The sequence below is a fragment of the Streptomyces sp. NEAU-YJ-81 genome, assembly GCF_017592595.1.
Lineage (GTDB): Bacteria > Actinomycetota > Actinomycetes > Streptomycetales > Streptomycetaceae > Streptomyces > Streptomyces hygroscopicus_B.
Genome location: NZ_JAGFNO010000002.1, coordinates 38,828 through 61,814 on the forward strand (window position 1 = coordinate 38,828; position 22,987 = coordinate 61,814).

The window sequence follows — 22,987 nt, forward strand, 5'->3', positions numbered from 1 at the left end:
GGGCCGATGGTGTTGCCGAAGTGTTGCGCCACCTGACGGTGGCTTTCGTACCGCTGCCGCCTGCGGTTTCGTCGCAGGGGCGGCAAGATCCGCCACTGTGCGCGGCGGGCCCCCGGCGCGGTGGTGCGCCGGGGGCCCGGGGCGCCGGACGAAGTCCTGAGCCGTGCTTCAGCCGGTCGGGAGGTCGGTCGGGATGCCGCTCGGCAGATCGGTCGGGATGCCGGAGGGGAGCGACGTCGGCAGGCCCGAGGGAAGGTCGCTGGGCGAGGTCGCCTTGACGAAGGTGTCGTTCTTGGCGAGCGCGTCCCAGTCGACCGTGAGGGTCTTGCCGTCCGCGCCCAGGGCGACCTTGCCCGCGCTGCGCTCGGTGTTGCCGTCGGCGCACTTGAGCATGAGCATCTTCCCGCCCATGTCGGCGTATTCGCCGTTGCAGATGTGCTTGCCGGCCATCAGGACGGCCTGCTTGCCGCTGATGGACAGGATGACGGCCTCGTCACCGGACTTCGCCACATAGGTGCCGGAGACCTTCGCGTCCGCGCCCCCCTCCGCCGGGGCGCTCGACGCGGAGGAGGGGTCCTTGGAGGTGTCCTTCTTGTCGTCGCCTCCGTCACTGCCACATGCGGTCAGTAGCAGGGCGGCCGCCGCCACCGTGCCGGCGATGCCCACTGCCTTGTTCACGTGTCTCTCCTCGATCGTCAGGGCGGGAGCACGACAAATTAGCAGCCGTGTCAGGGCGTGGCCGGGACGACCTGGCCGGTCACCTCGCCCAGGCCGATACGGACCCCCTGCGGGCCCGGTGCCCAGGCCGTGATGGTCACCTCGTCACCGTCCTCCAGGAACGTCCGGGTGGAGTCGGGGAGACGCAGGGGCCGGCGGCCTCCCCAGGTGAGTTCGAGGAGACAGCCGAGCTCGTCCGGGCGGGGGCCGCTGACCGTGCCGGAGGCGAAGACGTCGCCGGTGCGCAGCGAGGCGCCGTTCACCGTCAGATGCGCGAGCTGCTGGGCCGCGGTCCAGTACATGGCGGAGAAGGGCGGGCGGGAGACCGTGTGGCCGTTGAGGGCGACCTCGAGGCGCAGATCGAGCCCGCCGGGCTCGGCCGCGCTGTCGTCCAGGTAGGGGAGGAGCGGGACGTCGCGGACGGGCGGGCTGGTACGGGCGGCGGTGAGGGCTTCCAGCGGGGTGACCCACGCGGCGAGGGAGGTGGCGAAGGACTTGCCGAGGAAGGGGCCGAGCGGGCGGTACTCCCATGCCTGGATGTCGCGTGCGGACCAGTCGTTGAGCAGACAGACGCCGAAGACGTGGTCGTGGAACCCGGAGAGGGGCACCGGTGTATTAACAGTGGAAGGGGCGCCGACGACGAAGGCCACCTCCGCTTCGAAGTCGAGGCGCAGGGAGGGGCCGAAGACCGGAGTGGGGGAGGAAGCGTGTGGTGCGGAGGTATCGGCCGGGGGCAGATGCTGGCCCTGCGGGCGGACGATGGGCGTGCCCGAGACGAGGATGGTGCCGGCCCGGCCGTGGTAGCCGATCGGCATGTGCTTCCAGTTGGGGGTGAGCGCGTCGCCGTCGGGGCGGAAGACCCTGCCCGCGTTGGTCGCGTGGTGCTCGCTCGCATAGAAGTCGGCGTAGTCGGCCACCTCGAAGGGGAGATGGAGCGCGACGGTGGGGAGGGGGTGCATCAGCGGCTCGATGGTCGACCGGTGCGCCGGGTCGGTGAGCCAGTCGAGCACCTCGGCGCGGACGGCCTGCCAGACCGGGCGGCCCGCGGCCATCAGCGGGTTGAGGGTGTCGGCGCCGAGCTGTTCGGCGTGCGGAGAGGCGGCCGCGGCCGCGGCGGCGCCGGCGTCCAGCACATGGTTTCCGTAGCGCACCCCGATTTTCCGCAGATGAGGAGCGTGCGGCGTGGTGAAGACGCCATAGGGGAGGTTGTGCGGGCCGAAGGGGTCGCCTTCGGGCAGGTCCAGCGGGGATCGCTGCGGCATCGGGGCTGCCTCGCCTTCTCCTGGTCACTGCTGGGGGTGCAGCACACCCTAAGGCGAGGGGAGTGCGGGGAAGAAAGGAAGGTGGCACCGTGTCGGCTACTCCCTAAAGAGATGGCAATGTCCGGAAAATCCTTGCTGGAGGCGGCGATTCCGAAGTAGCGTCCTTCTTCGGGGTCACGCACAGTGGGGGGGCCACTGCGCTGCGGTGACCGAGGGGGGCTCGTGGCGAGCAGTGCCGTGCCATTCGCGGTGGACCGTTCCGTACCCGCTCTGGTCGTGAAGATCGGCCACTATCCACTGCATCACGGTGGCGTCGGCGCCATCCGGTCCCTGGGGCGTCTCGGCGTCCCCATGTACGCGGTCACCGAGGACCGCTGGACCCCGGCGGCGCTCTCACGCTATCTGGCGAGGGCCTTCGTCTGGCCGACCACCGGCAGCGAGCGGCCGGAGCGGCTGGTGGAGGGGCTGCTGCGGATAGGCCGGGCGATCGGCCGGCCGACGGTTCTGCTGCCCACGGACGAGGAAGCGGCGGTGCTGATCGCCGAGCACGCGGATCGGCTCGCCGGGGAGGGCGGCTTCCTCTTCCCGCGCGCCGAGCCCGAGTTGCCCAGGCGGCTGGCGAGCAAGCAGGGGCTGCACGAGCTGTGCGTCAAGCACGGGGTGCCCACGCCCGAGGGCGCCTTCCCGGACACCTACGCCGACGTCAAGGCGTTCGCGGCGAGCGCGCGGTTTCCGGTGGTCGCCAAGAACCGGGAGGCGTTCGAGCGGCGGAAGAAGCCCGCGGTGGGCGGCACCACCCGGATCGAGGGCCCGCGAGAGCTGATGGAGCTGGCGCGGCGGTGGGGGCCGCGGCCCGGGGTGGTCCTGCAGGAGTATCTGCCGCGCGAGGACGCCGAGGACTGGATCGTGCATGGGTACTTCGACTCCCGGAGCACACCGCTGGCGATGTTCACCGGGGTCAAGGTGCGGTCCTGGCCGCCGCACGCGGGGATGACGGCATGCGCCTATGTAGTGGAGAACGAGGAGCTGGCGCGGATGGCGGCCCAGTTCGTCCAGCGGATCGGCTTCAGCGGCATCGTCGACCTGGACTGGCGCTTCGACCGGCGCGACGGACGGTACAAGCTGCTGGACTTCAATCCGCGGATGGGCGCCCAGTTCCGGCTCTTCGAGAGCGCCGCGGGGATCGATGTCGTCCGGGCCCAGCATCTCGATCTGACGGGGCGCGCGGTCCCCGGGGCCGGGCAGCGGCCGGACCGCCGGTTCACGGTCGAGAACATCGACCTGCCCGCACTGCTCGCCTATCGCCGCAGTGGATACACCACCCCGCACGCCCCGGCGAGGGCGAGCGGGACCGAGCTCGCCTGGGCCGCTCGGGACGACATGAAGCCGTTCTTCACCATGCTGGCCCGCTCGCTGCGGCCCGGCGCGGCCCAGCTGTACCGGCTGTGGCGCGCCAAGTGAACGCTGAACACCTTGGCTGAACACCTTGGGGGGATTCATGAACGATCCGGTAGTGGTCATCGGGGCCGGTCCGTACGGTCTGTCGACCGCGGCTCATCTGCGCGCCCGCGGGCTGCCGGTCCGCGTCTTCGGGGATCCGATGGTGAGCTGGCGCGAGCGGATGCCCGCGGGCATGCTGCTCAAGTCCACACCGGTCGCCTCGAACATCGACGCGCCGCAGCCGGGGCACACCCTGCTGGACTTCTGCCATGCGATGGGCGGCCCGCGCTATGAGTCGGACTGGGACCTCATCCCCGTCGAGACCTTCTCGGCCTATGGACTGTGGTTCCAGGAGCGGCTGGTGCCGGAGCTGGAGCGGGTGCGGGTGGTCTCGGTCGACCGGCGGGGCGGCCGGTTCGAGCTGAAGCTGGACTCGGGGGAGCAGTTCACGGCGCGCGCCGTCGTCGTCGCCAGCGGGCTCAGCGGGCTCGCCCACCTTCCCCATGAGCTGGCCGCCGCCGTACCGGACGGGCCTGCTCCCGGCGGCCCCGTCTCGCACAGTTCGCAACACCGCGACCTGGGGCGTTTCCAGGGGCGTGAGGTGGTGGTCGTCGGGGCCGGGCAGTCGGCGCTGGAGAGCGCGGTGCTGCTGGCCGAGGCGGGCGCCGCCGTGCGGGTGGTGGCCCGCGGACCGCGCGCGGTCGCCTTCGGCTCCCCGCCGGACCACCAGCCCAGGCTGCGGCCCGAGTCGCCGTTCGGCCGCGCCTGGTCGCTGTACGCGCTGTCGTACCACGCCGTGGGCTTCCGGCGGCTGCCCGCACCGACCCGGGAGTATCTGGTCCGCAGGGTGCTGGGGCCCAAGGGCGCCTGGTGGCTGAGGGATCGGTTCGCCGGGCGGGTGCGGGTCACCCAGGGGCGGCGGATCAGCCGGGTCACCGTACGGGCCGACGGCCGGCCGGTGCTCAGCCTGCACGGGAGCGGCCGGGTCGGTGAGCTGGCCGCCGACCATGTGATGGCCGCGACGGGCTACCGGATGAGCGTCGCCGCGCTGGACTTCCTCGGGCCCGCGCTCCGCTCCGAGTTGGTCACCGGCGCCGGGGGACCCTGGCTCGACGCCGGGTACGGCTCCTCGGTCCCGGGGCTCTACTTCACCGGGCTGCCCGCGGCGGCGAGTTTCGGTCCGGTGATGCGGTTCGTCTGCGGCACGGAGTACGCGTCGCCACGGCTGGCGAAGGCGGTGGCCGCCGCGCGCGGATGAGCGGCTGCCGAGCCAACGGCCATCGGCCTGCCCCGGCCGATGGCCGCCCCGGCTGATGGCCTGCCCTGGCTCCTGGCTCCTGGCTCCTGGCCCATCCCGGCCGGTGGCCCGTCCCGGCCGATGGCCCGCCCTGGCAGATGGCCCGTCCCGGCCGATGGCCCGCCTCGACTGATGGCCGTCCCCGGCTCGTGGCTGTCCCCGGCTCGTGGGCTGCCCCGGCCCGTAGCGGCGTTGGCTGACCGGGCGGGGGTCGGGTCGGCTGATCGGACTGTGGCCGGGCCCGTTGACGGGTTGGCGGGCCGGCTCGGCTGATCAGTCGGCGGGCGGGGCTCAGTCGACCGGTCGGTGGGCTGGGTTGGCTGACCGGCCCGTGGCCGGGTCGGCTGCCTGGTCGGCGTGCCGGGTCGGCGTGCCGGGTTGGCGTGCCCGGTTGGCTGCCCCGGTCCGTGGCCGGGTCGGCTGACCAGTCGGCGGGCGGGGCTCAGTCGACCGGTCGGTGGGCTGGGTTGGCTGACCGGCCCGTGGCCGGGTCGGCTGACCGGTCGGCGGGACGGGTCGCCTGCCCGGTTGGCGTGCCGGGCTGGTTGACCGGTTGGCGGGTCGGGTTGGCTGCCCCGGCCCGTGCCCGGGTCGGCTGCCCGGGCGGCGGGTCGGCCCGGGTGACCGGTTGGTGGGTCGGCCCGGTTGATCGGCCCCTGCTCGGGTCGGTTGACCGGTCGGCAGGCCGGGTCGGCCGGCCCGTCAGCGGGTCGGGTTGGCTGACTTGTCGGGGGCCGGGGGGTGAATGATCTGCTGCGATCGCGGTACTGCGATGTGAAGTAGCCGGTTCGGGAGAGAACGGTGAGAGGCGCACAAGGCGGGAAGGCGCCCACAGTGATCGATACCCGACCGGATACGCTGCCTGTTGGTGGAGGCAGCGACACATCGACATTCGCGCCATTCGTAGGCAGACAGGAGTACCCCGTGAGCTTCGTCGGGCCCTTGGGGCTGAGCGTGCGGGACCGGACTCTGGAAGCCGACACCCAGGCCGGGCTGACGGCGGTCGAAGAGGGCCTGCTGGAGGCCACCAAGAGCGAAGTGCCCTTCATCACCGAGGCCGCCCAGCATCTGGTGCGGGCCGGTGGGAAGCGGTTCCGGCCCCTGCTGGTGCTGCTGGCCGCGCAGTTCGGCGATCCCCACGCACCCGGAGTGGTGCCCTCGGCCGTGGTCGTCGAGCTCACCCATCTGGCGACGCTGTACCACGACGATGTGATGGACGAGGCGGAGGTGCGGCGCGGCGTCTCCAGCGCCAACGTCCGCTGGGGCAACTCGGTGGCGGTCCTCACCGGCGACTTCCTCTTCGCCCGGGCCTCGCACATCCTGGCCGATCTCGGCCCCGAGGCGGTGCGGATCCAGGCCGAGGCGTTCGAGCGGCTGGTCACCGGCCAGATCCTGGAGACGGCGGGCCCCCGCGACGGCCGTGACCCGGTCGAGCACTATCTGGATGTGCTGGCCGGCAAGACGGGCTCGCTGATCGCCGTCTCCGGCCGGTTCGGCGCGATGATGTCGGGCGCCGACGAGTCCATCGTCAGCATCCTCACCCAGTACGGCGAGCGGCTCGGCATGGCCTTCCAGCTCGCCGACGATGTGCTGGACATCGCCAGCGACAGCCATGAGTCCGGCAAGACCCCCGGCACCGATCTGCGCGAGGGCGTGGCCACCCTGCCCGTGCTCTATGTGCGGGAGCGGGCCGAGGCGACCGCTTCGGCCGAGGACCGCGAGCTGTGCGAGCTGCTCGCGGGGGACCTCACCGATGACGCGCGCCATGCCGAGGTGTTGCGGCGGCTGCGCGCCCATCCGGCGCTGGAGCAGGCCCGCCGGGTCACGGTCCGCTATGCGGCGGAGGCCCGTTCGATGCTGGCGCCGCTGCCCGAGGGCCCGGCGAAGGCGGCCCTCGAGGGGCTGTGCGACGCGGTGGTCCACCGGGCCGGCTGACGCCCCGCCCACCGGCCGGCTGGCCCCCGCCGAGCCCCCGCCCACCGGCCGGCTGACGCCCCCGCCCAGCCCCGCCCATCGGGTCGGCTGACGCCCGCCCGGCGCCCGCTCCGCCCCGACCACCACCCGGCTCCGGGGGAGCCGACCCTGACTCCCGGGGGAGCGGCGTCATCCCCGAGCAGTACACCTAGGTGATCCTGCGGGCTGACGCGCCACGTCACACGATTTGGTGGGATGAAAAGACCACCACATGGCGGGATCGGGTGACAATGGCCCGAGAGGGTGGACGAGTGCAAGCTGACGAACCGCCGCCGACGACGGAGGTAGAGCACACATGGCACGGATCCGACCGACACAGGTCGCCGACGACGGCTTCTGGGATGACGAGCGGCCATCCCGGGGGAAGAAGGCCGCCCGGTACGCCGCCCCGGTCGCGGTCGCGGGCATCGCGGCGGCGACCATAGGGCTGGTCCCGGCGCTGGCCAGCACCGGTGACCCCGACCTGCCGAAGATCTCGGCACAAGAGCTGATCAGCAAGATGGCGGCATCGGACGCCCAGCAGATGTCCGGTTCGGTGAAGATCACCACCGACCTGGGCATCCCCTCGCTCCCCGGCGGCGGCTCCCTCGCCGACCTCGGCGGGGCGCAGGGCGGCGAGGCGTCCGCCTCGCCCGACTCCCGGCTGATGGAGCTGGTCTCCGGCTCCCACACCCTGCGGGTGGCCACCGACGGCCCCGACAAGCAGCGGGTGTCGATCGTCGAGAACGCCGCCGAGTACAGCATGATCCACAACGGCGACGAGATCTGGGCGTACGACAGCGGGAGCAACTCCGCCTACCACGCCACCGCCCCCAAGGAGGCGAAGGCCAAGGGCGACCACCGGCAGGAGCTGCCGAAGGACCTGCGGGGCGCCACGCCCCAGGAGATCGCCAAGACGGTGCTCGCCTCCGTGGACGACACCACGGATGTGACGGTCGACGGCACCTCCCGGGTCGCCGGACGGGACGCGTACGACCTGCTGATCAAGCCCAAGGCGAACAGCGACTCCACGATCGGATCCGTCCGTATCGCGGTGGACGCGGACAACGGTGTCCCGCTGAAGTTCACGCTCTCCCCGAAGAGCGGCGGCAAGGCGGCCATCGACGTCGGCTACACCAAGGTCGACTTCGGCAAGCCCAAGGCCGGCACCTTCGACTTCACCCCGCCCAAGGGCGCCAAGGTCACCGAGGAGCCCAAGGCCGGCCGGCCCGAGGCCAAGGACTTCGGCTCCAAGGACTTCGGCAACAAGGAGTTCGGCACCAAGGACTTCAAGGACGCCCAGGGCGCCCTGTCCGGGCTGAACGTCGTCGGTAAGGGCTGGGACTCGGTCGCCCGGCTCGACACCCCCGGCGGCGCGGCGTCCACGACCCCCGGCGGCGACAGCGGCCCGGGTGCGGCGTCCGGACTCCTCGGCGGCTTCGGCAAGGAGGTCAAGGGCGACTTCGGCTCCGGCACGGTGGTCAGCACCCGTCTGGTCAACGCGCTGCTCACCGACGACGGCAAGGTGTTCGTCGGCGCGGTCGACAAGGACGCCCTGGTCAAGGCCGCCAACGCGGCCAAGTGAGGCGCTGGGCGCGCACGGCGTAGAACACGACGCATAACGAAGGGGAGCCCGTGGAGCAGCGGTCCACCGAGGGGGACGACACCGCGGTGGAAACCCGCGGGCTCACCAAGCGCTACCGGGGCGGACAGCTCGCGGTCGACGCACTCGACCTGTCCGTGCCGCGTGGCAGCGTCTTCGGCTTCCTCGGGCCCAACGGCTCGGGGAAGACGACGACGATCCGCATGCTCATGGGCCTGATCGAGCCCACCTCGGGCAGAGCCAGGCTGCTCGGCGAGCCGATGCCGCGCGCCGCCCGGAGCGTGCTGCCCAGGGTGGGCGCCCTCATCGAGGGCCCCGCCCTCTACCCCTTTCTGACCGGCCGCGACAATCTGCTGCGCTACGACGCCGCGGACCCCACGGCCGACCCCCGCACCCGCGTCCCCCGCGTCGAGGCCGCCCTGGACCGGGTCGGGCTGGCCGCCGCGGCCGGGAAGAAGGCCCGCGCCTACTCGCTCGGCATGAAGCAGCGCCTGGGCCTGGCCGCCGCGCTGCTCCAGCCGCGTGAGCTGCTGGTCCTGGACGAGCCGACCAACGGCCTCGATCCGCAGGGCATGCGCGAGATCCGTTCCCTGGTGCGCGAACTGGCCGAGGAAGGCACCACCGTCTTCCTCTCCTCGCATCTCCTCGACGAGATCGAACAGGTGTGCACGCATGCCGCCGTGATGGCCCAGGGCCGTCTGATCGCCCAGGGCACGGTGGCCGAGCTGGCGGCGGGCAGCCGCGGCAGGCTGGTCGTCACCACCCCGGACCCGGTGGACGCGGTCCGGATCCTGAAGGAGTACGGCGTGACGGATCTGGTGATCCTGGACGAGCGGGTCTCCGGCGAGCTGCCGGTGCCCGGCCCCGGTGCGGATGACGCACCGCTGGAGCTGGCCGATCTCAACGCCGCCCTCGTCCGCGCGGGGGTGCGGGTCCGGGCCTTCGGGGCCGAGCGCGCCTCGCTCGAGGACGCCTTTGTCGCGCTGACCGGGGAGGGCTTCGATGTCGCGGGCTGAGGAACTGGGGCCGCGGTCGCGAGCTGAGGGACCAGGGGCGGTCGACCTCGGCGCACCGGACACGGTTGACACCGGCGTACCGGCCACCGTGACGGACGGAAAGGCCCCGAACGCGCCCCGCCCGAACCCCCTCTGGGCCCTGGCGCTCTTCCGCTCCGAGCTGACCACCACCCTCCGCCGCTGGCGGACCCTGGCCCTGCTCGGGGTGCTCGCGCTGATCCCGATCCTCATCGGTGTCGCCGTGAAGATCGAGACGAGCGACGGCGGCGGCCTCGGCGGCGGCCGTGGCGGAGACGGGCAGGGCCCCGCCTTCTTCTCTCAGATCACCAACAACGGGATCTTCCTGGTCTTCGCGTCACTGGCGGCGACGCTGCCCGTCTTCCTGCCGATGGTGATCGGCGTGATCACCGGTGATGCCATCGCCGGTGAGGCGGGCGCCGGAACGTTGCGCTATCTGCTGGTCGCCCCCGCCGGACGGACCCGTCTCCTGCTGGCCAAATTCACCACGTCCATGGCCTTCTGCCTGATCGCGACCCTGATCGTGGCGCTCTCGGGCCTGGTGACGGGGGCGCTGCTGTTCCCGCTCGGCGATGTCACGCTGATCTCGGGCATCACCGTCTCGTTCGAGGAAGCGCTGCTCCGGGCCCTCGGCGTGGCGGCCCTGGTGGCCCTGTCGCTGGTGGGGATCGCGACGGTGGGCCTGTTCATCTCGACCCTCACCAACAGCGGGATCGCGGCCATGGCCACGACCGTGGGGCTGGTGGTCACCACGCAGATCCTCGACAGCATCCCGCAACTGCACGCGATCCACCCGTATCTCTTCCCGCACTACTGGCTCAGCTTCGCCGATCTCCTGCGCGAGCCGGTCTACTGGGATGAGCTGGTCAAGAATCTGGGGCTGCAGGGGCTGTACGTCGCCGTGTTCGGCTCGGCGGCCTGGGCCCGGTTCACCGCGAAGGACATCACGGCCTGAGCCGGTTGGAGCCGAGGACGGAGCCGAACACGGCACGTCATCCGGGATCAGGCGCCGCCGAGCGTCCAGACCGCGTAGGCGATGGCGTCGCTGTTGCGGTCCAGGGCGGTGTCGTTGATGTTGCTGGTGGTGTCGCAGGAGCGGTGGTAGCAGCTGTCGAACGCCCGACCGGAGGTGCCGCCCCACTTCTGGGCCTGGGCGGAGGTCTTGATGTAGTCGGCGCCGCTGAAGAGACCGCCCACCGGGATGCCCACGTTCTTGAACGGCGCGTGGTCGGAGCGCCCGTCGCCCTCGGTCTCGATCTCGGTGGGAACGCCCTTGGCGGAGAAGAACGCCTTGAACACCGACTCGATCCCGGGGTCGTCGTCATAGACGAAGTAGCCGGGGTTGGGCGAGCCGATCATGTCGAAGTTGAGATAGCCGTCGATCTTCGCCCGTTCGGATGACGGCAGGTTGTTGACGTAGTAGCGCGAGCCGACCATCCCCAGCTCCTCGGCGCCCCACCAGGCGAACCGCAGATGCTTGGTGGGCTTCGCCCCCTGGCGGGCGACGGTGAGCGCGGTCTCCAGGGTTCCGGCGGAGCCCGAGCCGTTGTCGTTGATCCCGGGGCCCGCGGTGACCGAGTCGAGATGGGCGCCGGAGAACACCACGTTGTTGGTGTCGCCGCCGGGCCAGTCGGCGATGAGGTTGTAGCCGGTGGAACCGCTGGAGGTGAACTGCTGCACGGTGGTGGTGTAACCGGCGGCGTCCAGCTTGCCCTTGATGTAGTCGAGAGACGCCTTGTAGCCGGGGCGGCCATGGGCGCGGTTGCCGCCGTTGGCGGTGGCGATCGACTGCAGTTGGGTCAGATGGGCCTTCACATTGGCCACGGAGATGTCCGGCACCGCCAGGGCCGTACGGGCGTCCGCCGCGGGCCGGGCCGATGCGGCGGCGGAGGCGGAGGTGGCCGGGGCGGCCGACACCAGGGCGGCGACGGCCGTACCGGCGGCGGCCATGGCGGCCGTCCGGCGTATCAGGGATCTTCGGGGGCGGCGTTCAGCGCATGACGACATGGGGGGCTCCGGTTCCGAACGGGGACAGGACGGAATGACGTGACGCTGTGTGGTGCACGTGCCCGTGGGGGCGATGGAGCGGTGAAACCTGCGGTTCGGTGAAGTGGCGATGACGCGAGGCTGATGCTCCGGGTGCGGCTGACTCCGCGTCAAGGGCGGGAACCGGACATCACCCGCCGGATATCGATCCGGGCCGGGCATCGGGCACGGCGGCATCCGATACGGCGACGTCCGATACAGCGGCATCCGCTGTGGCGACTATGGCGACATCCGAGACGACGGTCTCCGGAACGAGACCGGCTTCGGGAACGAGACCGGCTTCGGGAACGAGACCGGCCTCCGGAAGGACACCCGCCTCCGGAACGACACCGCCCTCCACTGTCGCCGACAGCGCGGCCGCCCGCGCGGCGGCGTTGGCCAGCTCCCGCCGCGCCCGCCGCGCGGTGCGCAGCGCGTCCCAGGTGAGCAGCGCGAGGGCGAGCCAGACGAGGGAGAAGCCTGCCCACCGTTCGGGTGGCATCGTCTCGTGGAAGACGGTGATGCCGAGGGCGAACTGGAAGGTCGGCGCCACGTATTGCAGCATCCCGATCGTCGACAGCGGCAGCCGCACGGCCGAGGCCCCGAAGCAGATGAGTGGCAGCGCCGTGACGAAGCCACAGCTCGCCAGCAGCGCCGCATGTCCGGCGCCCTCGCTCGCGAACGTGCTGTCGCCACGCGCCCCGAGCCAGACCAGGAAGCCCAGCGCGGGCAGGAACTGTACGGCGGTCTCGGCGGCCAGCGACTCCAGCCCGTCCAGCCCGACCCGCTTCTTGGCCAGGCTGTACGTCGCGAAGCTGAAGGCGAGCGTGAGCGCGATCCACGGCAGCTTGCCGTAACCCACCGCCAGCACGGCCACGGCCACCGTCCCGACGCCGACCGCCGCCCACTGCGCGGGCCGCAGCCGCTCACGCAGCAGCAGCACCCCGAAGGCGATGCTGACCAGCGGGTTGATGAAGTATCCGAGCGCGGCCTCCACCACATGGCCGCTGTTGACGCCCCAGATGTACAGGCCCCAGTTGATCGAGATCACGGTCGCGGCGAGCGCGATCATGCCCAGCCGTCGGGGCTCCCGCAGCAGCGGCCGTATCCAGCTCCAGCGGCGCAGCGCCAGCAGCACCAGACCGACGGCCGCCAGCGACCACACCATCCGGTGGGCGAGGATCTCCACCGCGCCGGCGGGCTCCAGCAGCGGCCAGAAGAGCGGCACCAGCCCCCAGAAGGCGTATGCCGCGAAGCCGTAGAGGAGACCGGCGCGATCGGCGCGCTCCTGCTGGTCCTGCGGCGTCACGGCACCCTCCCCGACGGCATGGCGAGCCCAGGGCGGGCCCGTTCCGAGGGTCCGAAGGTAGCGCTGGTGAGGCCCGCCTGTCATTCCCGTATCGCATGACGGTCATGACAGGCCGGATGCCGGTGATGACAGGCGGGCCGTGGTGCGTACGGGGCCGGTCAGCCCTTCAGCGCGGCCGCGACCGAGTCCGCGATGGGCGTGGTCGGGCGGCCGATGAGCCGGGACAGATCGCCCGGGGTGGCGGCCAGTCGGCCGCGCTCGATGGCCGCCTCGACATCGGAGAGGATCGCGGCGAGCGGCTCGGGGACGCCCGCGCCGGTGAGGATGGTCTGGTACTCCGCCGGGGAGACGGCGCCGTAGACGATCTCCTTGCCGGTCTGCTCGGCGACCACCTCGGCGTACTCGGCGAAGCTCCAGGCGGTGTCGCCGGACAGCTCGTACGCCTTGCCCTCGTGGCCCTCACCGGTCAGAACGGCGACGGCGGCCGCGGCGTAGTCGGCGCGCGAGGCGGAGGCGACCCGGCCCTCGCCGGCGGCGCCCACGACGGCGCCGTGCTCCAGAACCGGGGCGAGGTTCTCGGTGTAGTTCTCGTTGTACCAGCCGTTGCGCAGCAGGGCGTACGGCAGACCGGAGTCGGTGATCGCCTGCTCGGTGACCTTGTGCTCGTCGGCCAGGGTGAAGTCGGCGGCGGGGCCGCCCAGAACGCTGGTGTAGGCGAGCAGCGCGACACCGGTCTCCTTGGCGGCGTCTACGACGGCCTGGTGCTGCGGACCGCGCTGCCCGACCTCGCTGCCGGAGATCAGCAGCACCTTGTCGCCCGCGGCGAAGGCACCGGCGAGCGTCTCGGGCCGGTTGTAGTCGGCCTCGTGCAGCCGTACACCGCGGTCGGCGAAGTCGGCGGCCTTCGCGGTGTCGCGCACGACCGCGGTGATCTGGTCGGCGGGAACCTTCTCCAGCAGCCCCTCGACGACGAGACGGCCGAGGTGGCCGGTGGCTCCGGTGACGACAATGCTCATAGGTGTGACTCTCTCCTGTTCGGGCCTGTTCGGGGCCGGCGCACCCACCTTAAGGGAAGCGCTAACCAATAGAAAGGTACTTCCGGTTAAGTAAGTGTGTTCATCCCGGGGCCGGGGCCGGGGCCGGGGCCGGGGCCGAGTCCGGGCCGGGGCCGAGTCGGAGTCCGGGGCCGGAACCGCGTCACTCCGGGGCCTCACGCTCCCGTGCCGCGAGGCTGACGGCGAACGGCAGGATCGTCACCGCGACTCCCGGCAGCTGCTCCAGCGCCTTCGCCAGCGACTCCGCCGTGCCCCGGTGCAGCAGCTTGCCCAGCGGGGAGGCATAGGTGCGGCGCGGCACCAGCAGGGTCAGCGCGGTCTGCCCGTCCTCGGTGGTACGGGCCGCCAGCTCCATCACCGCATGGCGCAGCCGCCGGTCCGGGCACGCCACGACCTCCAGCGCCACCGTCACCCCCGCCGTGGCCTCCCACCGCGCCATCAGCCGGCGGGCATGGCTCTCGTCCACCATGAAGTGCACCGCGCGGACCTCGTCGGGCCGCAGCTCATGGGCGTAGCGCAGCGCCTTGACCGTCGCGAGGTCGATGCTGTCCGCCAGGACGAAGACGACATGGCGCCGCCAGTGCGGGACGTCGTCCCCGGGGCGCGGCACCGCCTCCAGTGCGGCCGCCTCCGCGCGGTACTCGCGGTTGATCCGGATCAGCGCCCAGACCCCGAGGGGGAAGACCACCACGACCAGCCAGGCGCCCTCGGCGAATTTGGTGATCCCGAAGATCAGCACCACGGTGGCGGAGACGGCCGCGGTGGTGAGGTTGACCGCGATCTTCCAGCCGCGGCCCGGCTCCCGGCGCCGCAGGTGATAGGCGGTCAGCCCGGCCCCGGCCATGGTGAAGGCGGTGAACACTCCGATCGCGTACAGCGCCACCAGCCGGTCCACATTGGCCTTGGTGACCACCAGCAGCGCCAAAGCCACCACGGCCAGCGCGATGATCCCGTTGGAGAAGGCCAGCCGGTGGCCGCGCCGGGTGAGCTGCCGGGGCAGAAAGCGGTCCTCGGCCACGAAGCTGGCCAGGAAGGGGAAGCCGGTGAACGGCGTGTTGGCGCCCGTGTAGAGGATGAGCGCGGTCGCCAGTTGGACGAACGCCAGCCCCAGGGCGCCCACCACCCCGCCGCCGAAGACCAGATGGGCCTCCTGCGCGAGGACGGTCGGGGTGCCGTCCCGGTACGGGATGGCGTGGGTGAAGTGGGCGAGGGCGGAGACCCCGAGGACCAGCGTGCCCAGAATGCAGCTCATGGTGATCAGCGTGCGGCGGGCGTTGCGGCCCTTGGGATCACGGAAGACCGAGACGCTGTTGGAGATCGCCTCCAGCCCGGTCAGCGAGGAGCCGCCGTTGGCGAACGAGCGCAGCACGATGAAGAGCGAGGCGCCGTAGAGCCAGCCGCTGCCCGAGGTGCCGAGGGGCACGGCGCCTGCGGCGTGTACATCGGCGTGCGGAAGCCGCCCGGTGAGCCCGCGGACCACGCCGACGACCAGCATCAGGCCGATGGCGACGATGAACAGGTAGGCGGGCACCATGAAGACCCGCCCGGCCTCGCGCAGTCCGCGCAGATTGCCGTAGGCGAGGATCAGGATCACCAGGGCGCTGAGGGGCAGTTGGAGGTGGTCGATACCGGTCCAGGTGCCGCCGACGAGATGGGCGAACGAGATGATCGCGTTGGTGCCCGCCGAAACCTGGACCGCGACGGTGACGATGTAGTCCACCAGCAGCGCCACGGAGGCGATCTGGGCGATGTCCGGGCCGAAGTTCTCCCGCGCCACCACATACGAGCCGCCCGCCCGGGTGTAGATCGTCACCACATCGCTGTAGCAGAGCGTGACCAGCAGCAGCACCAGCAGAATCGCCCCGGTCACCGGGAGGATCAGGGTGAACGCCGCGACCCCGATGACCGGCACCAGCACCCGCAGCATCTCCTCGCTGCCGTACGCCGTCGACGAGATGCAGTCGGAGGCCAGCACGCCCAGCGCGGCCGGGTTGCCCAGCTTCTCGCGCCGGATCCGCTCGGACACCAGGGGCGGGCCGAGCAGCCGCCGCTTGAGTCGGTAGGCGGGGCGGTCGGGCGGCTGGATCGGGGCGGCGGGGTCGGCCATGCGGATAGCAGAGCGGGTGCCCGGCCGGGGCGTGGTCAGACGCTCCGGCCGGGCACCCGCCTGTGCCCGTATGTACGAATGTGCCCGCCGACTGTACGAAGGTGCCCGTCGGCGGGGCGGGGCCCGCTGGGGGTCAGCCCACGACGGTCCAGGTGTCGCCGCCCGCGAGCAGCGCGCCGAGGTCGCCCTTGCCCTTCAGCTCCACGGCGTTGTCGAGCTGGTGGGACATCAGGGTGTCGTAGACCGGGCGGTCCACATCGCGCAGCACCCCGATGGGGGTGTGGTGGAGCGTGTCGGCGTCGGCGAGCCGGGTCAGCGCGAACGCCGTGGTGGGCGAGGTGGCGTGGGCGTTGTGCACCAGCACCTGGTGCTCGTTCTCCGCGGTGACGGTGACCACTTCGAGGTCGCCGGTGCTCTGGTTGCGGACGACGCCCTTGGCCTGGTCGACGCCGAAGCGGATCGGCTGCCCGTGCTCCAGCCGGATCACGGCCTCCTGGGCCTGGTCCTTGTCCTTCAGGGCCTCGAAGGCGCCGTCGTTGAAGATGTTGCAGTTCTGGTAGATCTCCACCAGCGCGGTGCCCGGGTGGGCCGCCGCCTGCCGCAGCACCTCGGTCAGGTGCTTGCGGTCGGAGTCGATGGTGCGGGCCACGAAGCCCGCCTCGGCGCCGAGCGCGAGCGACAGCGGGTTGAACGGCGCGTCCAGGGAGCCCATCGGGGTCGACTTGGTGATCTTGCCGACCTCGGAGGTGGGGCTGTACTGCCCCTTGGTCAGGCCGTAGATGCGGTTGTTGAAGAGCAGGATCTTCAGGTTCACATTGCGGCGCAGCGCGTGGATCAGGTGATTGCCGCCGATCGACAGCGCGTCGCCGTCACCGGTGACGACCCACACCGACAGATCCTGCCGCGAGGCGGCCAGACCGGTGGCGATGGCCGGGGCGCGGCCGTGGATGGAGTGCATCCCGTAGGTGTTCATGTAGTACGGGAAGCGCGAGGAGCAGCCGATGCCGGAGACGAAGACGATGTTCTCCTTCGCCAGGCCCAGTTCGGGCATGAAGCCCTGGACGGCGGCGAGGACCGCGTAGTCACCGCAGCCGGGGCACCAGCGGACCTCCTGGTCGGACTTGAAGTCCTTCATCGTCTGCTTGGTGTCGCTCTTGGGCACCAGGGAGAGCGCGCTTCGAGCCGATGCCGCGCCCTCGGCGAGGGTGTCAGTCATCGATGGCCTCCTTGAGGGCGGTGGCGAGCTGTTCGGCCTTGAAGGGCAGCCCGCGGACCTGGGTGAAGGAGCGGGCGTCGACCAGATAGCGGGCGCGCAGCAGCGTCGCCAGCTGACCCAGGTTCATCTCCGGCACCACCACCTTCTCGTAACCCTCCAGCACCTTGCCGAGGTTGGCGGGGAAGGGGTTGAGATGGCGCAGATGGGCCTGGGCGATGCGGTCGCCCGCGCCGCGGACGCGGCGCACCGCGGCGGTGATCGGGCCGTACGTCGACCCCCAGCCCAGGACCAGGGTGCGGGCGTCGCCGGTCGGGTCGTCCACCTCGATGTCCGGCACCGTGATGCCGTCCACCTTGGCCTGGCGGATGCGGACCATGTGCTCGTGGTTGGCCGGGTCGTAGGAGATGTTCCCCGAGCCGTCCTGCTTCTCGATTCCGCCGATCCGGTGCTCCAGACCGGGCGTTCCCGGCACGGCCCAGGGGCGGGCCAGGGTCTTGGGGTCGCGCTTGTACGGCCAGAAGACCTCGGTGCCGTCGGCCATCACATGGTTGGTGCCGGTCGCGAACTGGACGCGGAGGTCGGGCAGCTCGTCGACATCCGGCACCCGCCAGGGCTCCGAGCCGTTGGCCAGATAGCCGTCCGACAGCAGGAACACCGGAGTGCGGTAGGTCAGGGCGATCCGGGCGGCGTCGAGCGCTGCGTCGAAGCAGTCGGCCGGGGTCTTGGGGGCCACGATCGGCACCGGGGCCTCGCCGTTGCGCCCGTACATGGCCTGCAGCAGATCGGCCTGCTCGGTCTTGGTGGGCAGCCCGGTGGAGGGGCCGCCGCGCTGGATGTCGATGACCAGCAGCGGCAGCTCCAGCGACACCGCGAGCCCGATGGTCTCCGACTTCAGCGCCACGCCCGGGCCGGAGGTGGTGGTCACGGCGAGGGAGCCGCCGAAGGCCGCGCCCAGCGCGGCGCCGATCCCGGCGATCTCGTCCTCGGCCTGGAAGCTGCGCACACCGAAGTTCTTGTGCTTGGACAGCTCATGCAGGATGTCCGAGGCCGGGGTGATCGGATACGACCCCAGGAACAGCGGCAGATCCGCCTGGCGGGAGGCCGCGATCAGCCCGTACGACAGCGCCAGGTTTCCGGAGATGTTCCGGTAGGTGCCGGTCGGGAAGGCCCTGGTGGCCGGGGCCACCTCGTAGGAGACGGCGAAGTCCTCGGTGGTCTCGCCGAAGTTCCAGCCCGCCCGGAAGGCGGCCACGTTCGCCTCGGCGATCTGCGGCTTCTTCGCGAACTTCTGCCGCAGGAACTTCTCGGTGCCCTCCGTCGGCCGGTGGTACATCCACGACAGCAGCCCGAGCGCGAACATGTTCTTGCTGCGCTCGGCCTCCTTGCGGGACAGGCCGAATTCCTTCAGCGCCTCGATGGTCAGTGTGGTGAGCGGCACCGGATGGACGTGATAGCCGTCCAGCGAGCCGTCCTCCAGTGGGCTTTGGTCATAGCCGACCTTGGCCATCGGGCGCTTGGTGAACTCGTCGGTGTTGACGATGATTTCCGCCCCGCGCGGCACATCGGAGAGGTTGGCCTTCAGCGCGGCCGGGTTCATCGCCACCAGCACGTTCGGCGCGTCACCTGGTGTGAGGATGTCGTGATCGGCGAAGTGGAGCTGGAAGCTCGACACTCCGGGCAGGGTGCCGGCGGGCGCGCGGATCTCCGCCGGGAAGTTCGGCAGGGTCGAGAGGTCGTTTCCGAACGACGCCGTCTCCGAGGTGAACCGGTCACCCGTGAGCTGCATACCGTCGCCCGAGTCACCCGCGAACCGGATGATCACCCGGTCCAGACGGCGGACCTCTTTGCCGCCCTCTGCTGTTCGCTGCCCCCCGGCGGGCGTCTGCCCGCCCTGCTGATCGGCTGGTTCGGCCTGCTCGGCCGGGCTGCTGACCTGGCTGGTCACTGCTTCGGACCTCCCTTGAGGCGGCGCTCCTGGACAGTCGGTGCCGACCGGTTGTTGTCCCATGACCATCGTACGTCGGTAAGGGTGGCCTTCCTTGGCCGGATCACATGGTGGACGTCCAAAGAAGAACCATATATGTCACGGTTTGGCATGACGTGTCCCATCCCCCGTGCTGTCATTTCCGCTGATCCCCCGTTCAGCCTTTGGCCCGGCTTTGGCCCGCGGAAGTCTGCTTTCAGGAATTGAGATATGTGAGGACGGCGAGCACCCGACGGTGATCCCCGTCACTCGGCGACAGACCCAGCTTCAAGAAGATGTTGCTCACATGCTTCTCGACCGCGCCATCGCTCACCACGAGCTGCCGGGCGATGGCCGAATTGGTCCGCCCCTCGGCCATCAGCCCCAGGACCTCCCGCTCCCTCGGGGTCAGCCCGGCCAGCACATCCTGCTTGCGGCTGCGGCCCAGAAGCTGGGCTACCACCTCCGGGTCGAGCGCCGTACCCCCCTCGGCGACCCGCACCACCGCGTCCACGAACTCGCGCACCTCGGCCACCCGGTCCTTGAGCAGATAGCCGATGCCGCGGCTGTTCCCGGCCAGCAGCTCCGTGGCGTACTGCTCCTCCACGTACTGCGACAGGACCAGCACCCCCAGGCCCGGATGGTCACGGCGGAGCCGGATGGCCGCCCGCACCCCCTCGTCGGTGTGCGTGGGCGGCATCCGTACGTCGGCCACCACCACATCCGGCAGCACGCCCTCGTCGGCCAGCTCCCGCACCGACTTGATCAGCGCTTCCGCGTCCCCCACGCCCGCGACCACCTCATGGCCCCGGTCGGTCAGCAGCCGGGTCAGCCCCTCCCGGAGCAGCACCGAATCCTCGGCGATGACCACCCGTACTCTGTCCGGCACGATGCTCGGTCCCCGTTCCACTCGGCCCCCGTTTCGCTTGTTCCGTGGGGACCAGCATCCCAGGGTTGGGCCGCCCGCGTCGCACAGAACCGGCCGACGCCGAGGGCGTACGGCCGGTGGGGTCGTGCGCCCTCAGCGTCGGCCGGCAGGGTCGTGCGCCCTCAGCGCCAGGGGAGCTCGGCGGTCACGGTGGTCGGACCGCCTGCCGGGGAGTTGACGACGAGGATCCCGTCCACCGCGTCGATCCGCTCGGCCAGCCCGGCCAGACCCGAACCGGCGGAGGTGCCGGCCCCGCCCTGCCCGTCGTCCGTGATCTGCAGCATCACCCGGTCCTCGGTGCGCCAGACATCGACCTCGGCGGTGCGGGCGCCGCTGTGCTTGCTGATGTTCTGGAGCAGTTCGGAGACGGTGAAGTAGGCGATGCCCTCGATCGCGGGTGCGGGCCGCTGCGGAAGGTCGACCGTCACCGTGACGGGGACGGTGCAGCGGGCCGAGAGGGCGGAGAGGGCGGGGCCGAGGCCGCGGTCGGTGAGGATGGCGGGGTGGATGCCGCGGGCGAGGTCGCGCAGCTCCTGGAGGGCGAGCTTCACCTCGCCGTGGGCCTCGTCGACCATCTTGGCGGCGGCTTCCGGGTCCTCGTCCAGTTTCTCCTTCGCCAGGCCCAGATCCATGGCGAGGGCGACCAGCCGGGCCTGGGCGCCGTCGTGAAGATCGCGCTCGATGCGGCGCAGATCCGCGGCGGCGGTGTCGACCACCGTGCCCCGGTCCGACTCCAGCTCCCAGACCCGGCTCGCCAGCCGGGACGGACCGAGCAGCCCGGCCACCAAGATCCGGTCGACCGAGGTCAGCGCCCGCATCACCCACGGGGTCAGCAGCAGGACCAGCACACCCACGACACAGGCCGCGGTGATCTCGAACGGGGTGTCCAGATAGAACGCGCGCCCGTGGTCGTCCCCGAAGACCTGCAGGCCCGGCTCGTCCACGTACCGGGGGAAGACCCAGCGCCACAGCGGATAGGTCGCGAAGCCCCAGCCGTAGCTGGTGAAGGCGATCGCGAAAGCGAAGGAGAAGACCGCCCACGGCAGATGGATCAGCGCGTAGATCACATGACGCCAGGAGGTGCCGCTCCTGAGCAGCGCGCCCACCCAGGCGACCGGCCCGCGCTTGCCCCCGCGGCCACCCCTCCGGCCGAGGACGGGCTCGGGCTCGGCCACGTCCAGCCGCAGCAGCGCACGGGCGCGGGCCCGCTCGACGACACCGAGCGCCCGGCAGCCCGCGAGGGCGGCGCCGAGCACCGGGACGCCGAGGAAGGTGATCAGCAGCCCGGCGCCGAGCGCGATCATCGTGATCGTGTAGACGAAGGTGAGGATGGCCATCGGCAGGCTGATCACGAGATAGAGGAACTCACGCCAGACCCGGGCCTGGAACGGCGCCTTCAGTGCCGCGGGCACCAGATGGCCACGGGGCTCGGTCCCCGGCTCGTAGGGTCGGTATGCGGTGGCCATCGTCTCGTCCGTCCTCCGGGAGCCTGGTCGGTCACGCGATCCGCGGTGAGGTGGTCGCGTCGTCTGCGTACACCCAAGAGTCCCGGAGCGCGGTCGGCCCGACCATCGGGCGGATCGGCCTCTTCACCGGGGGGTTAGCCCTACCTTCGGGGGCCAGGGGCCAGGGGCCAGGGGCCTTGCTGGGGGCCGGCTCTGTCTTCGGGGGCCGACTCTGTCTTTGGGGGCAGGTTCTTCGCCCCCGGGGCCGGCCCTGCCCTCCGGCGTCAGGCGCCTTACCGGGAACGTGTCACCGCCGTGCCCGCCGCCGACCCCGTCCGGTGGCGCCAGGGCAGCTCGGCGGTCACCGAGGTCGGCCCACCGGGCGGCGAGTCCACCGCGAACAGCCCGTCGACCGAGCCCAGCCGCTCCGTCAGCCCCGCCAGCCCCGTGCCCCCGTCGGTGGACGCACCGCCGTGTCCGTCGTCCCGTACCTGGATCAGCAGCCGGTCCTCGGTGCGCCACAGGTCGACCTCGGCGGTGCGGGCGCCGCTGTGCTTGCTGATGTTCTGGAGCAGTTCGGAGACGGTGAAGTAGGCGATCCCCTCGATCGCGGGCGCCGGGCGTGCGGGCAACTCGACCCTCACCGTGACGGGGACGGTGCAGCGGGCCGAGAGGGCGGAGAGGGCGGGGCCGAGGCCGCGGTCGGTGAGGATCGCGGGGTGGATGCCGCGGGCGAGGTCGCGCAGCTCCTGGAGGGCGAGCTTCACCTCGCCGTGGGCCTCGTCGACCATCTTGGCGGCGGCTTCCGGGTCCTCCTCCAGCTTCTCCTTCGCCAGACCGAGCCCCATGGCGAGGGCGACCAGCCGGGCCTGGGCGCCGTCGTGAAGATCGCGCTCGATGCGGCGCAGATCCGCGGCGGCGGTGTCGACCACCGTGCCCCGGTCCGACTCCAGCTCGGCGATCCGCCGCTCCAGCTCATCGGAGGGGAACAGCAGCCCGCGCACCATCGCCCGGTCCACATGCGTCAGCCCCCGGGCGATCCACGGCAGCACCGGCCAGGCGACGAACAGCGAGGTCAGGGTGAGAGCGAAGGTGACCACCGCCCACGGCAGCCGGATCAGGGCGTACAGCGTGGCGCGCCAGCCCACCGGATCCCGCAGACTCGTCCACAGTCGGCTGAGAACGCCACTGTCCGGCCGGTACGGCAGGGGGCTGGGCTCATCGATGCGCACCGAGAGCAGCGACCTGGCGCGGTTCCGCTCGAACCGGCCGAGGAGCCGGCTGAAGCGCAGCCCCAGGGCCAGCAGTGGCAGCCCCACCACCGTGACGGACAGCCCCAGCCCCACGGCCAGCCAGACCAGCGTGAAGACGAAGCAGACAATGCCCACCAGCAGATTGGCCAGGAGATAGGCGATCTCCTTCCAGGTCTGCGCGGGAAAGGCGAACGCGGGCGGCCGCGGCAGCCGCTCGTCGCCGCGGCCACGGCCGCCGCCGTCGGGGTCGTGGACGGGGGAACTGGAGGTCATGGCGGCAAGACTGCCCGGCCCGGCAGGGGGATCGCCATGGGGGTAGCCCTACCGCATGGCGGACGGGCCGCTCGGACGGGCGGCGGCAGGGCCTAGACTTCCCGTCC

17 protein-coding genes are annotated in these 22,987 nt (G+C 71.4%); 6 read left to right on the forward strand and 11 right to left on the reverse strand.

Going from position 1 to position 22,987, the window contains the following annotated elements; translation table 11 throughout:
- Nucleotides 1–168: 168 nt before the first annotated feature.
- Nucleotides 169–678, reverse strand: a complete 510-nt coding sequence (locus tag J5X86_RS05665; RefSeq protein WP_208515713.1) for a hypothetical protein — start codon at nucleotides 676–678, stop codon at nucleotides 169–171.
- 50 nt (nucleotides 679–728) lie between these two features.
- Nucleotides 729–1,979 carry a fumarylacetoacetase gene (gene fahA / locus J5X86_RS05670; RefSeq protein WP_078642866.1) on the reverse strand — a complete coding sequence of 417 codons (1,251 nt, stop codon included), beginning with the start codon at nucleotides 1,977–1,979 and terminating at the stop codon, nucleotides 729–731.
- A gap of 222 nt (nucleotides 1,980–2,201) precedes the next feature.
- Between fahA and J5X86_RS05675 the strand changes: the two genes are divergently transcribed.
- The 6 genes from J5X86_RS05675 (at nucleotide 2,202) to J5X86_RS05700 (ending at nucleotide 10,261) form a co-directional block, all read left to right on the forward strand.
- Nucleotides 2,202–3,440 carry an ATP-grasp domain-containing protein gene (locus J5X86_RS05675; protein ID WP_240450647.1) on the forward strand — a complete coding sequence of 413 codons (1,239 nt, stop codon included), beginning with the start codon at nucleotides 2,202–2,204 and terminating at the stop codon, nucleotides 3,438–3,440.
- A 37-nt stretch (nucleotides 3,441–3,477) separates the two neighbouring features.
- A complete protein-coding gene (locus J5X86_RS05680; protein ID WP_208515714.1) occupies nucleotides 3,478–4,677 on the forward strand; it encodes an FAD-dependent oxidoreductase in 1,200 nt (399 codons plus the stop codon).
- A gap of 963 nt (nucleotides 4,678–5,640) precedes the next feature.
- Nucleotides 5,641–6,651 carry a polyprenyl synthetase family protein gene (locus J5X86_RS05685; protein ID WP_208515715.1) on the forward strand — a complete coding sequence of 337 codons (1,011 nt, stop codon included), beginning with the start codon at nucleotides 5,641–5,643 and terminating at the stop codon, nucleotides 6,649–6,651.
- A 334-nt stretch (nucleotides 6,652–6,985) separates the two neighbouring features.
- Complete coding sequence (locus J5X86_RS05690; RefSeq protein ID WP_208515716.1) at nucleotides 6,986–8,254, forward strand: DUF2092 domain-containing protein; 1,269 nt, start codon at nucleotides 6,986–6,988, stop codon at nucleotides 8,252–8,254.
- Between the two features lie 50 nt (nucleotides 8,255–8,304).
- Nucleotides 8,305–9,288: an ABC transporter ATP-binding protein gene (locus J5X86_RS05695; RefSeq protein ID WP_208515717.1), complete on the forward strand. Its 984-nt coding sequence runs from the start codon at nucleotides 8,305–8,307 to the stop codon at nucleotides 9,286–9,288.
- On the forward strand, nucleotides 9,275–10,261 hold the full coding sequence (locus tag J5X86_RS05700; protein WP_208515718.1) for an ABC transporter permease: 987 nt from the start codon (nucleotides 9,275–9,277) through the stop codon (nucleotides 10,259–10,261). The genes J5X86_RS05695 and J5X86_RS05700 overlap by 14 nt, the downstream gene beginning before the upstream one ends.
- Nucleotides 10,262–10,308: 47 nt before the next feature.
- Here J5X86_RS05700 and J5X86_RS05705 read toward each other — a convergent pair whose 3' ends face one another.
- From J5X86_RS05705 to J5X86_RS05745, 9 genes are all read right to left on the reverse strand, one after another.
- Nucleotides 10,309–11,256, reverse strand: a complete 948-nt coding sequence (locus J5X86_RS05705) for a M28 family metallopeptidase (protein WP_243979610.1) — start codon at nucleotides 11,254–11,256, stop codon at nucleotides 10,309–10,311.
- Between the two features lie 226 nt (nucleotides 11,257–11,482).
- Nucleotides 11,483–12,640 carry an EamA family transporter RarD gene (rarD, locus tag J5X86_RS05710; RefSeq protein WP_208515720.1) on the reverse strand — a complete coding sequence of 386 codons (1,158 nt, stop codon included), beginning with the start codon at nucleotides 12,638–12,640 and terminating at the stop codon, nucleotides 11,483–11,485.
- Nucleotides 12,641–12,798: 158 nt separating this feature from the next.
- Nucleotides 12,799–13,656: an SDR family oxidoreductase gene (locus J5X86_RS05715; protein WP_208515721.1), complete on the reverse strand. Its 858-nt coding sequence runs from the start codon at nucleotides 13,654–13,656 to the stop codon at nucleotides 12,799–12,801.
- Between the two features lie 181 nt (nucleotides 13,657–13,837).
- Nucleotides 13,838–15,802, reverse strand: coding sequence for an APC family permease (locus J5X86_RS05720; RefSeq protein WP_208515722.1), 1,965 nt, complete (start codon nucleotides 15,800–15,802; stop codon nucleotides 13,838–13,840).
- A 133-nt stretch (nucleotides 15,803–15,935) separates the two neighbouring features.
- Nucleotides 15,936–17,018 carry a 2-oxoacid:ferredoxin oxidoreductase subunit beta gene (locus J5X86_RS05725; RefSeq protein ID WP_208515723.1) on the reverse strand — a complete coding sequence of 361 codons (1,083 nt, stop codon included), beginning with the start codon at nucleotides 17,016–17,018 and terminating at the stop codon, nucleotides 15,936–15,938.
- Entirely contained in the window at nucleotides 17,011–18,963 is a 1,953-nt protein-coding gene (locus J5X86_RS05730) for a 2-oxoacid:acceptor oxidoreductase subunit alpha (protein ID WP_208515724.1), read from the reverse strand. The genes J5X86_RS05725 and J5X86_RS05730 overlap by 8 nt, the downstream gene beginning before the upstream one ends.
- Nucleotides 18,964–19,198: 235 nt before the next feature.
- Nucleotides 19,199–19,870 (reverse strand): response regulator transcription factor, encoded by a 672-nt coding sequence (locus J5X86_RS05735; protein ID WP_014054096.1) that lies wholly within the window; start codon nucleotides 19,868–19,870, stop codon nucleotides 19,199–19,201.
- A 161-nt stretch (nucleotides 19,871–20,031) separates the two neighbouring features.
- Nucleotides 20,032–21,375 carry a sensor domain-containing protein gene (locus tag J5X86_RS05740; protein WP_208515725.1) on the reverse strand — a complete coding sequence of 448 codons (1,344 nt, stop codon included), beginning with the start codon at nucleotides 21,373–21,375 and terminating at the stop codon, nucleotides 20,032–20,034.
- 272 nt (nucleotides 21,376–21,647) lie between these two features.
- Nucleotides 21,648–22,880, reverse strand: a complete 1,233-nt coding sequence (locus tag J5X86_RS05745) for a sensor domain-containing protein (RefSeq protein WP_208515726.1) — start codon at nucleotides 22,878–22,880, stop codon at nucleotides 21,648–21,650.
- Nucleotides 22,881–22,987 lie beyond the last annotated feature (107 nt).

Coding starts and splice junctions, on each gene's coding strand:
- J5X86_RS05745 (WP_208515726.1), bottom strand. CDS start 22,880: ATGACCTCCAGTTCCCCCGTCCACGACCCCGACGGCGGCGGCCGTGGC.
- J5X86_RS05715 (WP_208515721.1), bottom strand. CDS start 13,656: ATGAGCATTGTCGTCACCGGAGCCACCGGCCACCTCGGCCGTCTCGTC.
- J5X86_RS05705 (WP_243979610.1), bottom strand. CDS start 11,256: ATGGCCGCCGCCGGTACGGCCGTCGCCGCCCTGGTGTCGGCCGCCCCG.
- J5X86_RS05690 (WP_208515716.1), top strand. CDS start 6,986: ATGGCACGGATCCGACCGACACAGGTCGCCGACGACGGCTTCTGGGAT.
- J5X86_RS05720 (WP_208515722.1), bottom strand. CDS start 15,802: ATGGCCGACCCCGCCGCCCCGATCCAGCCGCCCGACCGCCCCGCCTAC.
- fahA (WP_078642866.1), bottom strand. CDS start 1,979: ATGCCGCAGCGATCCCCGCTGGACCTGCCCGAAGGCGACCCCTTCGGC.
- J5X86_RS05740 (WP_208515725.1), bottom strand. CDS start 21,375: ATGGCCACCGCATACCGACCCTACGAGCCGGGGACCGAGCCCCGTGGC.
- J5X86_RS05680 (WP_208515714.1), top strand. CDS start 3,478: ATGAACGATCCGGTAGTGGTCATCGGGGCCGGTCCGTACGGTCTGTCG.
- J5X86_RS05700 (WP_208515718.1), top strand. CDS start 9,275: ATGTCGCGGGCTGAGGAACTGGGGCCGCGGTCGCGAGCTGAGGGACCA.
- J5X86_RS05725 (WP_208515723.1), bottom strand. CDS start 17,018: ATGACTGACACCCTCGCCGAGGGCGCGGCATCGGCTCGAAGCGCGCTC.